The sequence below is a fragment of the Enterovibrio sp. FF113 genome, assembly GCF_041439165.1.
Lineage (GTDB): Bacteria > Pseudomonadota > Gammaproteobacteria > Enterobacterales > Vibrionaceae > Enterovibrio > Enterovibrio norvegicus_A.
The window spans coordinates 53615-66987 of sequence record NZ_JBGONO010000002.1 but is presented as its reverse complement, the minus strand read 5'-3'; the positions used below and the strand labels follow the sequence as shown (position 1 = coordinate 66987).

Annotated in this window: 10 protein-coding genes; all 10 read right to left on the bottom strand. The window is 50.5% G+C overall.

Annotated elements, in window-relative coordinates; genetic code table 11:
- Positions 1 to 24: 24 nt before the first annotated feature.
- The 10 genes from ACED36_RS02045 to doeA all read right to left on the bottom strand — a co-directional run bounded on the left by ACED36_RS02045 (position 25) and on the right by doeA (position 13305).
- Positions 25 to 3153, bottom strand: a complete 3129-nt coding sequence (locus tag ACED36_RS02045) for an efflux RND transporter permease subunit (protein ID WP_017003582.1) — start codon at positions 3151 to 3153, stop codon at positions 25 to 27.
- Positions 3150 to 4859, bottom strand: coding sequence for an efflux RND transporter periplasmic adaptor subunit (locus ACED36_RS02040; protein ID WP_371732677.1), 1710 nt, complete (start codon positions 4857 to 4859; stop codon positions 3150 to 3152). Before ACED36_RS02040 ends, ACED36_RS02045 begins: the two co-directional genes overlap by 4 nt.
- 21 nt (positions 4860 to 4880) lie before the next feature.
- The gene (locus ACED36_RS02035) at positions 4881 to 6257 is read right to left on the bottom strand and encodes a TolC family protein (protein WP_198929579.1); all 1377 of its coding nucleotides are present in this window, start codon (positions 6255 to 6257) and stop codon (positions 4881 to 4883) included.
- A gap of 102 nt (positions 6258 to 6359) precedes the next feature.
- Positions 6360 to 6815 carry a hypothetical protein gene (locus tag ACED36_RS02030; protein ID WP_371732676.1) on the bottom strand — a complete coding sequence of 152 codons (456 nt, stop codon included), beginning with the start codon at positions 6813 to 6815 and terminating at the stop codon, positions 6360 to 6362.
- A gap of 75 nt (positions 6816 to 6890) precedes the next feature.
- Positions 6891 to 7094, bottom strand: a complete 204-nt coding sequence (locus ACED36_RS02025) for a hypothetical protein (RefSeq protein ID WP_035013055.1) — start codon at positions 7092 to 7094, stop codon at positions 6891 to 6893.
- 61 nt (positions 7095 to 7155) lie between these two features.
- Positions 7156 to 8568, bottom strand: coding sequence for an aspartate aminotransferase family protein (locus ACED36_RS02020; protein WP_371732675.1), 1413 nt, complete (start codon positions 8566 to 8568; stop codon positions 7156 to 7158).
- 26 nt (positions 8569 to 8594) lie between these two features.
- Positions 8595 to 10109: an NAD-dependent succinate-semialdehyde dehydrogenase gene (locus ACED36_RS02015; protein WP_371732674.1), complete on the bottom strand. Its 1515-nt coding sequence runs from the start codon at positions 10107 to 10109 to the stop codon at positions 8595 to 8597.
- Between the two features lie 278 nt (positions 10110 to 10387).
- On the bottom strand, positions 10388 to 10867 hold the full coding sequence (locus tag ACED36_RS02010; RefSeq protein WP_017003577.1) for an Lrp/AsnC family transcriptional regulator: 480 nt from the start codon (positions 10865 to 10867) through the stop codon (positions 10388 to 10390).
- Between the two features lie 195 nt (positions 10868 to 11062).
- A complete protein-coding gene (gene doeB / locus ACED36_RS02005; protein WP_371732673.1) occupies positions 11063 to 12070 on the bottom strand; it encodes a N(2)-acetyl-L-2,4-diaminobutanoate deacetylase DoeB in 1008 nt (335 codons plus the stop codon).
- 47 nt (positions 12071 to 12117) lie between these two features.
- On the bottom strand, positions 12118 to 13305 hold the full coding sequence (gene doeA, locus ACED36_RS02000) for an ectoine hydrolase DoeA (protein WP_016960251.1): 1188 nt from the start codon (positions 13303 to 13305) through the stop codon (positions 12118 to 12120).
- Positions 13306 to 13373 lie beyond the last annotated feature (68 nt).

The window sequence follows — 13373 nt, the reverse complement described above, 5'->3', positions numbered from 1 at the left end:
CGCCTCGTCGACACGGAAAATTCATTAACTGTGTTGTGTGATTTCTCGGTTTTTCCAAAGTTTGTAAATGGCTGGCAGAACCAGCAGCGTCAGAATGAGGGCTGATGCCATGCCGCCAATCATCGGGGCGGCAATACGCTGCATCACTTCAGAGCCTGTGCCTTCGCCATACATGATGGGGATCAGGCCAATAATGACGGTCAGCACTGTCATCATCACGGGGCGAACACGCAGCCCCGCACCTTCACGAATGGCGCCAGTGAGGTCTTCTGGGTAAAGCGGTTGGTTGTTTTCTTGTGCTTCACGCTTTTTGGCGTGCCATGCCTGGTTGAGGTAAACCAGCATGATGACGCCGATTTCGACAGCCACACCCGAAAGGGCAATAAACCCTACGCCAACGGCAATCGAGAAGTTGTAACCCAAGTAGTGCATGAGCCACAGGCCGCCGACCATTGCCAGTGGTAGGGTTGCCATGATGATCATGACTTCGCCTACGCGACGGAAACTCAAATACAGCAACAACATGATGATGGCGATGGTGATAGGCACGACCACACTCAAGCGCTCTTTTGCGCGCTCCATGTATTCGTACTGACCTGACCACGCCAAGGAATAACCGGTTGGCAGCACTAGTTGTTCTGCAACCGCTTTTTGCGCATCGACCACGTAAGAGCCCAGATCGCGACCATCGATATCGACAAACACCCAACCATTAGGACGCGCGTTTTCGGTTTTGATCATCGGAGGGCCGTCTTCGTAACGAATATCGGCCACATCAGCCAGTGCGATACGTGCACCATTGGGTGTCACGAGTGGCAGGTTTTGCAGCTTCACCACAGAGTCACGGTAGTCTTGCGGGTAGCGAACATTGATAGGGTAACGCTCTAACCCTTCAACGGTTTCACCCACATTCATGCCGCCGACAGCGGTAGAAACCACTTGCTGAACGTCCTTGATACTCAAGCCATAACGGGCTGCGGAGAGGCGTTTGATGTCGATGGTGACGTAACGTCCGCCAGCAACACGCTCTGCATACACAGACGCCGTGCCAGCAACCTGATTCAAGATAGGTTCCAGATCCGCGCCGATGCCTTCGATGACCTTAAGATCAGGGCCAGCAATCTTGATGCCGATAGGTGTTTTAATGCCCGTTGCCAGCATGTCGATGCGGGTTTTGATTGGCATGACCCATGCGTTGGTGAGGCCGGGGAATTGCACCAAATCATCAAATTCTTTACGTAGCGATTCAGTGGTGAGCCCTTCACGCCATTCTTCACGTGGCTTCAGTTGGATGACAGTTTCAATCATGGTCAATGGGGCAGGGTCTGTCGCGGTTTCCGCTCGTCCAATTTTGCCCCACACCGTTTCCACTTCCGGTACGGTTTTGATCAGCTTATTGGTTTGCTGCAATAGCTCGCGCGCTTTACCGATAGAGATACCGGGATACGTCGTCGGCATGTACATCAAATCACCTTCATCCAGCGGCGGAATGAATTCGCTGCCAAGTTTACTGGTGGGGTAATACGCCGAGGCCATCAATGCGATAGCGACCACAATCATGGTCTTAGGGAAGGTCAGACTAAGGTTCAGCAATGGGCGATATAAGGCAATCAGACCACGGTTAACCGGGTTTTTGTTCTCCGGGAGTATTTTCCCGCGAATGAAGTAGCCCATCAGTACAGGCACCAAAGTGATCGAGAGACCTGCAGCCGCAGCCATTGCATAGGTTTTGGTGAAAGCCAATGGCGAGAACATCTTGCCTTCTTGCCCTTCGAGCGCAAACACAGGCACAAAGCTGAGGGTAATAATCAGCAGGGAGAAGAACAGCGGCGCACCCACTTCTTCTGCCGCTTTACTGATCACTTGCCAGCGGTTTTTGTCGGTGAGTGGGGTTCGCTCTATGTGCTTGTGGACGTTCTCAATCATGACGATAGCGCCATCCACCATGGCACCGATGGCGATGGCGATACCACCAAGGGACATGATGTTGGCGTTAATGCCTTGCCAGTGCATGACGATAAAGGCGGATAAAATACCAATCGGCAAGCTAATGGCAATAACCAGTGACGAGCGAATATGAAAAAGGAACAGGGCGCACACGACGGCGACCACGATGAATTCTTCCGCCAGTTTCTGCCATAGGTTTTCCACGGCGGCATCAATCAGGGTAGAACGATCATAAGTGGCAACAATTTCCACGCCGTCTGGCAGGCTGCGTTGCAGTTCATCGAGCTTAGCTTTGACATTGGCGATCACCTCGCTGGCGTTTTCACCAAAGCGCATGACAATCACGCCACCCACCGCTTCGCCTTCTCCGTTGAATTCGGAAATGCCGCGACGCATTTGTGGGCCAATGTTGATGTCAGCAATGTCGCCCAACAGCAATGGCGTGCCTTTTTCGGTGACTTTTAGCGGCAACGATTGAATGTCTTCAACACTCGAAAGGTAACCCGTGGTGCGCACCATGTGTTCGGCTTCTGCCACTTCAATGACTGACGCGCCTGCTTCTTGGTTGCCATTTTGGATCGCCATGTTGATCTGTTGCAGCGTTAGGTTGTACGCACGCAGTTTGGCCGGATCGATTTGCACCTGATATTGCTTCACCATGCCGCCAACAGTAGCGACTTCAGAGACGCCATCCACGGTTTGTAGTTCGTACTTTAAGAACCAATCTTGCAGGCTACGAAGCTCTGCCAGATCGTGCTGCCCGGTTTTGTCTTGCAGCACGTAGCTGTAAATCCAGCCCACGCCCGTTGCATCAGGCCCCAGTGTCGGTTTGGCGCTCGGTGGTAATTTTGGCGCGACTTGGCTTAAATACTCCAATACACGTGAACGTGCCCAATACATGTCGGTATTGTCGTCGAAGATGATGTAAACGTAGGAGTCACCAAAGAAGGAGTAACCCCGAACCGTTTCGGCGCCCGGTACGGCTAACATGGCGGTGGTTAATGGATACGTGACCTGATCTTCCACCACTTGTGGCGCTTGACCCGGATAACTGGTTTTGATGATTACCTGCACATCGGACAGATCCGGCAGGGCATCGACGGGGGTATTCTTAACGCTGTATAAGCCGCCCAGCGTAAGAAAGAGGGTCGCGACCAGTACCAGAAATCGGTTGGCAATCGACCAGCGAATAACGGCACCAATCATTGTTTGCCTCCTTCTAGCTCAAGTGCTTTAAGGAAGTAATCTGCCCCGTTTTTGGTGACTAAAAAGCGGACGGTTTGGCCTTCAGCAAAAGCGCCCAGATTAACGCTTTCTTCCACGGAGAAATTCATTTCTCCCGCGTCCCATTTCCACTCACTCACCGGCTGGTGGGTTAGGGTGATCATGCCGAAATCTGCCATCAACATGGAGATTTCGCCGGATACCCAAACTTCATTCGGCGCAGCGTCGTCACTGAGTTTGAAATCAACGATTTCATATTGGCCTGATTCGGCTTTTTGCATTTCAAAATCGATGGCTTGTCCGACGTCGAACTCGTCTAGTTCAATACCCTCGGCAAAGGTGAAATTCATCACCATGCCTGGCCAGTTCCATGCGGGAACGGGTTCGTGATTGATGGTGAGCATGCGGTGTCCCATCATCACATCAGTGATTTCGCCTTTGGCCCATTGGGTTTCTGCGGCCGCTTCAATACCATTGATTCTGGCTAAATCGGCAGACTGGCTGGATTCTGAGTCCAGCATAAAGTGGGCAGAAGTGACGACACGATGTTTGTCGGTTAAACCTTGCAGCACTTCAATGGTATCTCCCGCTTCACGTCCCACTTCAATACGAGCAGAGCGATACTTGCCATCGCCTTCAGCGAGTACCACGCGGGTCATGCCGCCAGAGCGGATCACTGAGGATTTTGGGATAGTGAGAACGGCATCTTCCGTGACAGGTTGCAGCGCAATATTGGCAAACATGTTGGGTTTGAGTTCACCGTCTGCATTGGTGAACTTCAAGCGCATGCGCAGGGTACGGGTTTTCGGGTCTAAAATTGGATACACGTAGTCGACTTTGCCTTGCCATTCTTTACCAGGAACACCATCTAGTGTCATGGTTGCCATGCTGCCTGCATTGACCCAGTGCGCCTGACGTTCAAACACCTCGGCATCAACCCACACTTCGTCTAGTGGGCCGGCACTGATCACCGCTTGTGAAGGAGAAAGGTATCCCCCCTCACGAATGTTAAGACTGGCGATAATGCCATCGCCCAAGGCTTTGACATCTATGGTTTGTGACGCTTTTCCGCGTTTAATGATCTGTGCAATTTGGTCACGGTCGACCCCTAAAGAAACCAATCGTTCTGTTGCGCCCTTCATCAAGCCTTTGCGGCCTGTGCGGTAGGCGTTGAGCAGTTCTTCTTGTGCTTTAACGAGGTCGGGAGAATAGAGCGTAAAAAGCACATCGTCTTTACTGACTTTTTCGCCCACGGCATTGATATATAACTTTTGTACCCAACCAGCGACGCGGACGTTGGTTTGCCATAGGTGGCTTTCATCAAAGGCAATATAACCAACGGTTTCAATACGCGGTGACAGTGGCGCCCACTCAACGGCGGCTATTTTTACGCCAAGGTTATTTTCGACCGCTGGGCTAATTTTTACTGTCCCTGCTTCGTCGCCTTCGCTTGACGCATCATCCGCATACACGGGGATCAAATCCATGCCCATCGGGGATTGTCCCGGTTTATCACGCTGGTAATTGGGGTCCATAGGCGCGACCCAATATAAAGGCTCATCATTACTCGCAGGTGTCGCTGCGCCAGCCATGGCTGACATGTCATGCCCTGAAAGCAGTTGGTTTGCACCAAATCCGATGGCACCGCCAACCAGCAAAGCGAGGGTAGCTACTTGCATTGTTTTCATTGTTATCTCCTACCTTGCGGCTTAGTGCTTTGTTTGTGAGGGCGCTGGGTTTGGCATTGCGATATCAGGTGTCACGGTCGTGTAATCAAAACTACCCAATAAGGTCGCCAAATTGCTGTTCACGAGATTTAAATCGGTGATCAAACGTTGCTGCTCAAGTGATAAAGTGAGTTCATCACTGGCGGCGGCTATCACGTCATTAAACTGTGCCGTGTTGTTTTGGTATCCACGTTCAACCGCTTTGGTGCGTGCGCTAGCCTGTTCTAGCAAGGTGGTTCTGTAGCGATCTAAACGTTGCTCTAGATTGCTTTTATCCACCAAAAGCGCATTCACCTTGGCGTTCATTTGCGCAAGGAGGAGGTCTTTCTGTGATTTTGCAGCGCCCACTTGGTACTGAGCGGCGGCATGGTTTCTGTCCTGACGGTTATCGGTGAACAGCGGAATATCGAGCGTCAGATACGCGCTAACTAAATCGGAGGCAGGTTGACCGTTCATGCCGTTAGCTTGGCGATAGCCGTACATCACTTCGACACCAAACTGCGGCGCGTAAGCTTGCTCGGCCAATTCAACCTGCGTTTCTTGTGTGGTGATAGCCACATCGGCCATTTTTACCATTGGGTGCTGGCGAAGAAGGGCAAAATGCTCGACGGAGTTGGTTTGACTCAGTGTTGCCATCAGGGTTTGCCAATTTAGCTGATTGGTCGCTTTCAGTTCCTGTGCGTTTTCCAGCCAGTTTGCACCCAGCCATTCGGAGAGTTGAGAAATAATGCGGCGCTGAACCTGCGCGTTAGCTTGCAGTTTTTCATCAAGCCTACTGACTTGAAGTTGGGCGTTGAGCAAGTCTTGCGCTTCATTCTTGCCAATCGAATAGTTGGTTTGGATGAAGGTGGTGAGCTCTCGCATCAGGCGTTGGTTCTCGCGCAAAATGCGTTCAGCCTGTTGCTGATAACCCAATTCTAACCAGAGCTGAGTCAGAGTATTGGCCACTTCGCGCTCACGCACTTCGACTTGAAGCTGAATGCCATCGGCTTGCTGATTGGCTTTTCTACCTTGCAAAGACAAGGTGTCACCACGTTCAAACTGCTGCATTAGGCCAATGGAGATGTTGGTCATTGGGTCTTTATCGAACTGGAAGCTGTCGACGGGCAGGCCACCCACACCCACTTTGAGTTTGGGATCCATCAAGGTAGCACTGGCTATGCCTGTTTCACGCATGGCTTGAGATTGCGCATAGAACTGCTTTCGGCTGGCATCGTTTGCTAATGCTGTTTCGATAAGTTGCGTCAGTGTGTTGGATTCAGACGCCAAACGCACTTGCTCTGCCGATGGAGCGGCAAAAGTGGGCGTTGGCATCCAAACCATGGCACTGATCGACAGTGCTAATAAGCTTGGTTTGATATTCACGAGTTAAATCCATTCTGTACGCGTCAAATTCGGACGCGGAATTACCCTCCACGGCGCATAAAAAAGGCGCAGTGGTACGACATTTCAGAGTTGGATTTAGGCTATCGGGGGTCGGTAGAGAGATTGAACGCGAGCGATGAGGGTAACGCCTTGCTCCAAGTGGATAAGCGCAAGTTTGGTTACGTGTTGCTCGGATTGATAATTGGGGGAGATTAGCGCAACAGCGCTGAAACAGGTCGCCGTACAGCAGTTATGAACCATGGTTGAGTCTGAGCTGCAATCGAGCATTTCTATTTCTGATGCAGGGTTAGGTGAAGCCCTATGTTGAGCATGCAAATCGGTTGAAGGTTCAAGCAACAAGCAATCTTGATCAGAATCTGTATTTGAAGCCGCATGATGCTCTTCGCTCATTGTAGCGTGAGACATCTGTTCGCTGGACATCATGTGCACTGACATCGACATCATTGATGCGCTCGACGCAAAACCGGACGTCAGCATGACAAGCAAGCTGATAATAGCGATCCAGTATGTACGAAAAGATGAAAAGCGCATCGGAAGACTTTTGTGAGTAGATATTGAAGAGAAGTATAAAGGTTACAGTTGGGGGAAGGTCAACAAATATCGTTTCTAGATCCTGAGAATACGTGTAATTGCACACGTGTTAGCCATTTTTAGGCGGCTACAGCACATTTTTTCAATATTGCACGGAATATCAAGAAGAATGTCATCCAGTTTGTCTGGATAAATCATGTCTTCCTTGGCAATGCTCATCTGCATGGCCACTTGTTTCCAACAACTCAATAGAGGTGTCGGGATGATCGCGATTGTCATGCCATTGAAAAAGCCCCGAATTCGGGGCTTTTTCAATGGCATGACGTGATGTTTGAATGTGTTAAGCGGCTTTCCAGCTACCACTGCTCACCAACTTGTCTGTCACTTTGTCGATGGCTTTTTTCGCCCGCGAGACGATATCGTCAATGTCTGCATGGTTAACAACCAGTGGTGGCGCGAAACCCAAAATGTCGCCGTGTGGCATGGCGCGAGCGATCAAACCTTGTTCAAGACATGCAGCGGCGATTTGTGGGCCGACTTTTAAAGAGGGATCGAAGTGTTCGCGTTTGAATTTGTTGCTGGAAAACTCAAGCGCATGCAGCAATCCGATACCGCGGCTGTCACCAATGAGCGGGTGATTGGCAAACGTGGCCTGCATCTGTTGTTGGAAATAGGCACCCGTATCACGCGCATTCGCCGTCAGGTTTTCACGCTCGATAATATCGAGGTTACACAGCGCCGATGCCGCGCCCAATGGGTGACCTGAATAGGTATAACCGTGCCCGATAGCGCCCCATTGATCTGTGCCATCTTCAAGTACCTTCCATACTCTTTCACCCACCATGACGCCGGAAAGCGGTTGATAGGCTGAAGTAAGTCCCTTGGCGACGGTAATGAGGTCGGGCTTCATGTCATACATGATTGAACCAAAGTCAGCGCCAAGACGACCAAAACCACAAACCACTTCATCAGAAATGAGCAAAATGTCGTATTTATCCAATACTTTGCGGACTTCCTGCCAGTAGCCTTCTGGTGGCGGAACAATACCGCCAGTGCCCAGTACCGGTTCGCCAATCATGGCGGCGACGGTTTCTGGACCTTCGGCGAGCACCATTTTTTCCAATTCATCTGCGCAGTATTTTGAGAACTCACGTTCGGTCATCCCGTCGTCTTGACGACGATAATAGTAAGGCGCGACAGTGTGTTTAATACGATCAAGCGGCAGATCGAAATGGGCATGAAAGAGTGGCAGCCCTGTCATTGAGCCCGAGGCAATACTGGAGCCGTGATAACCACGATCACGAGAGATGATCTTCTTTTTCTTTGGCAGCCCGCGCACATTGTTGTAATACCAGACGAGCTTAAGTTGGGTTTCATTGGCATCACTGCCGGACATACCGTAATACACCTTGCTCATGCCTTGGCCCGCCATCTTCAAAATACGTTCTGACAGGGTGATCAGTGCTTCGTTCGTGTGGCCGACGTACGTGTGGTAGTAAGCGAGTTTTTTTGCTTGTTCGTAGATGGCTTCGGCCATTTCTTCTCGACCATAGCCGATGTTCACACAATAAAGCCCTGCGAAAGCATCGACAAGTTCTATGCCTTCTGAGTCTTGAATGCGAATGCCTTTGGCGCTGGTGATAATACGCCCAGGCAAGTCACCATCGGCGTATTGCTTTAGGTGCGTTGATGCGTGAAAGACGTTTTGACGGTCTATTTCGAGCAAGGCTTTGGTATCAATATTCTGTGTCATATCAAACTCCATGTATCTGCAAAAGATCAGCAACCGCTGGCTGTCGGTAAACCGCCAAGGCAGTAATATTTAATTTCGCTGTATTCATCAAAACCGTGTCGGCTACCTTCGCGCCCAAGGCCTGACTGCTTCATGCCGCCAAACGGGATCGGGTGACCCGTCATTTTCACGCTGTTCACACTCACCATGCCAAACTCTAGCCCGCGCATGAGCTTCCATATGTCGCGGATATCGTTTCCGTACACGTAGGCAGCAAGGCCATATTCGGTGTCGTTCGCGGCAACAAGAAGGTCATCTACGTTGTCGTAGGCAATCACACCTGCAACGGGGCAGAAGTTCTCTTCACGATATACCGCCATGTCAGGCGTAACTTGGGTTAGCAGTACGGGATGAAAAAAATTGCTGTTGAGCGATTGTGGTGATTTTCCTGCGAGTAGCGTTGCGCCTTTTTCGAGTGCATCGTCGACCAATTTTTGCGCTTTTTCGACGGCTTGACGGCTTATCAACGGGCCAAGGTCTACGCCTTTTTGCATGCCATTTCCAACGCGAAGCTTTTGCATTCCAGCAGCGAAGGCGGCGACAAATTCGTCATGGTATTCGCGTGGTACAAAGATCCGGTTGGCGGCGAGGCAGTCTTGGCCTGATGTCTGGAACTTGGCATCAATCGCAGCGTTGGCTGCTTCATGAATGTCCATGTCCGGCAGAACAATGAAAGGGGCATTGCCACCTAACTCCATCGAGCACTTCTTCACTGTATCGGCGCATTGTTCGAGTAGGATTTTCCCGACGCGTGTGGAGCCGGTAAACGAGAGGGCCTTTACTTTGTCTGAGGCGCACAGCGTGGCGGCGATCATGGGTGCATCGCCGGTGACCACGTTAAATACGCCGGCTGGAATGCCAGCCCGCTCTGCCAGTTCCGCGAGTGCTAATGCGGAGAAGGGCGTTTCGTTGGCAGGTTTCACAATCACCGTACAACCAATTGCCAATGCAGCAGCGGCTTTGCGGGTGATCATCGCATTGGGGAAATTCCATGGCGTGATTAACGCCGCTACGCCAATCGGTTCTCTCAGAGTAGCAAGCTGTGCATTGGGGATATGGCTAGGGATGGTTTCACCATAAGCTCTACGCGCTTCTTCGGCAAACCAGCGAATGAACGATGCGCCATAATCAATTTCGCCCCGAGCATCGTTTAAGGCTTTTCCTTGTTCCAATACCATTAAGCGGGCGAGGTCCTCTCTGTTTTCAAGCAGCAAATCATGCCAATTCATCAGTTTGGTTGCCCGCTGTTCTGCGGATAAGGCACGCCAAGGAACAAAAGCTTTGTGCGCAGCGTTGATGGCCTTGTCGACCTGAGATTTTTTTAATGAGGTGACATAACCCAACACATGATCATCGGCGGGGTTGGTCACGGCAATATCGTCATTACCTGCCACCCATTTTCCGTTTATATAAGCAAGCTGACGGAGTAAGCGCGCATCATCCAACTGCGCTAACACAGCGTTGCTGGCTTTTCCTTCGTAAGGCAAATTCAGTGCGGCCATATCATGACCTCCCTATAAGATGACTCGTGTATATCCAAGCAACCTCAAGATGCTTGTTCAGCGAGAGTTTGTTTGGGTATATATGGTTTTTCTCATTAAAAGGTAAGTCAGTTTCGGCTGGGTTGTTTTCTGTTAAATGGGGTTTGGCTTGAGGTTTTTTTCTATTGGACGACGAAAGACATGGTGTTTTTTCTGCACAGGAAAACGAGTGCGATTAATGGCCTGACGGTGAGCAATAAAAGAGGCGTTAAGGAGAATTTTTCGAGACGAAAAGAAGGTTATCGCATCAGGTTTTCATCGATTTCAAATGTGTCACCTTGGTGCTTGATCGTTTTCGTGACAATGTAGGTGTAATAGCGCTCAATACTGAGTTCTGACACCAGCCAACTGTCGACAAGACGTTGATACTGATCGATATCTTTCACCATCACTCTGAGGATGTAGTCAATGCCTCCACCCGTTGCGAAACAGTCAGCCACTTCAGGGCAGGTTTGCATGGCTTCTTCAAAACGTTTGAAGCTGGCTGCGTCGTGTTTTCCAAGTGTGACTTCCACCAGTACCGGCGTTTTTTTATTGAAGATACTGGGGTTGATCTTGGCGCCATAGCCTTCAATGATCCCAGCCTCTTCAAGGCGCTTTACTCGTTCCCAGCACGGACTGATCGACAGATTAATCGCTTCGGCGAGGTGCGATTTTGTGATTCGCCCTTGCGTCGCCAAAATTTGCAGGATTTTTGTGTCGTACCGATCAAGTTGCATTGATGACCCTGTCTCAGTGTGCTCGATACCTTTAAGCGTGGCACAGAGTTGGAATTGTTGACATTTCTCGAGGCCAACTTTGTGTGCTAAAGGCGAGTGGCGAGGGCGTTTGGTTCACATAGCCCAGGCAGAAACAAGCGGCGTCGAGCGACTTGATGATGCAACGCCGTTTGCTATGCCTCAGAAGTGAGGTGGTTAGTCGATTGGCTTCGCAAGCACGGCGAAGGTGTCACCGAGGCTGATCTTAGCTAAATGCCGACGGGCAGCGAGGATACCGTGAGTTTGTGAACGGTATTCGATCGGGGCTTGTCCACTGCGTTCGGTCGAATAAACGCGCGCGATGAGGTCACCTTCTTTGATGTCATCACCCAACGTCACACATAGCTCTAAGATTCCATTGTGCTCACTTTGCAAATAACACTGAGCATTTGGGATTTCCAAGAAAGTGGGTGTGCTAGGTGGCTCAATGTGGTCTTTCTGCAAGATGCCGCTGAATACGAGGAAATTGTGAATACCACGATCTGCCATTTCAATTGTTTCAGGATTCGTGGTTCCGCCGCCTCGCAATTCCGTGGTGACGAACACTTTTCCTTGTGCTTCAACAGCCGTGTCATACAGCTGCGTCGGGTCCATTTCTTCCATATAAAAACAGTAGGGCGCGCCAAACAATCGTGCGCCTTCTATGCAACGTTCTTCCTGCGTTTTATCGACAAGACGGTGAGCCGCAGCGAAAGGGAGAATGTCTAGTGTCTTGCCCCCTGAGTGAATATCCAGTGCGGTATCGCACAAGGGGACAAGGTGACGGGTAAAGTAGTCAGCCATACGTTCTGTCATACTGCCGTAGGGGTGACCCGGAAATGCGCGATTCATGTTGCCGTTATCAATGGGAGAAACACGGCTTCCCGCTTCGACAGCTGGGTGGTTCATCATTGGCACGATAATTACGCGGCCTTTGATATCAGCGGGTGTTAGGGTATGGCTCAATTTGAGTAATGACGTGATCCCTTCGTATTCATCGCCATGATTTCCCCCTGTTAGCAGCGCTGTTTGACCCTCACCATTTTTAATGACGGTGATGGGGGTCATGATGGCACCCCATGCCGATCCATCATGAGAATAAGGCAATTTCAAAAAGCCATGCTGTATGCCGTCTGCTTCAAAATCAACGGTTGTTGATACTGAACTAGGCGGTAATTTCGCCATAGAATCTTAATCCTTTTTTCGTGAGCGTTTGAGTATGTTCTTCACTGCTAATGCTTAATAAAAAGCTGGCGTGGAAAATTGCACAATGTTTCTGCACCGTACTGCGTGATCACGATGCTTTCTGTGGTTTCCATACCCCAATCATCCATCCAAAGTCCAGGCATAAAGTGAAACGTCATGCCTTCTTTCAAAATGGTAGTATCAGTGTCGCGAAGACTCATGGTGCGCTCACCCCAATCCGGTGGATAGCTCATACCGATGGGGTAGCCGCATCGTGAACCGCCCCGATCAAAACCATACTTCACCATGATGGCATTGAGGGCGCGGGCAATGTCGCCACACGTATTGCCAGGCTTGGCAACCGCCAGTCCCGCTTCTAGACCTTCATTCAATGCATCGTTGGCGCGTTTAAAATGATCGGCCGGCTCGCCAAGATAAATCGTGCGTGAAAGCGGGCAGTGATAGCGACGGTGAACCCCCGCCATTTCGATAAAAGTGCCTTCACCTTTTTTAAAGGGACGATCATCGTACGTGAGATGAGGGGCAGACGCGTCAATGCCAGACGGTAGCAAGGGGACGATAGCGGCATAGTCGCCGAAGTGCCCATCGTGACCGATAACGGAGTGCTTGTTAATTTCAGCCACCAGAATATGTTTCGGTAATCCGGGTTCGATCAGGTCGTAAGCCACGCGGTGCATGTTTTCTACAATGCGCGCTGCTGCTCTCATGTAATACAGCTCTTGTTCAGATTTCTCTGCTCTGCACCAGTTAACCAAGCCTGTTGCATCAGTGAAGGATGCGTTGGGTAGGTTGTCACGCAATGCCTCGTAGGCGGTTGCGCTGAAGTAGTAATTGTCTTTTTCGACGCCAATTCGACCACGGTCCCATAGCTTTTCACCAAGCACTGCGTTAGCGAGATACTCCATAGGATGAAGCGGAGGATTCATCACATAGTGATCCGGGTAGCCTACGACATTTTCAGGAGACATATGAACGGTGCGACGTGCACCATTGGCGTCTTGGTTACGACCAAACCACAAAGGAACGCCAGTTTGTGCGACGACGACACATTGAGGTACGTAAAATGACCAGCCGTCATAGCCTGTTAGCCACGCCATGTTGGACGGATCATGGACGATGAGAATATCAATTTCGTTGATTTCCATAGCCGCACGAACTTTCTCCAGCCGGACGTCAAACTCTTCAAGTGTAAAATTAAGGACTACATCACTCATGCCCCTTTGCTCCTCAATATACCGCCCAAATGGACGAACGTTGACCATCGTTAGAGTCATCGCCAGTC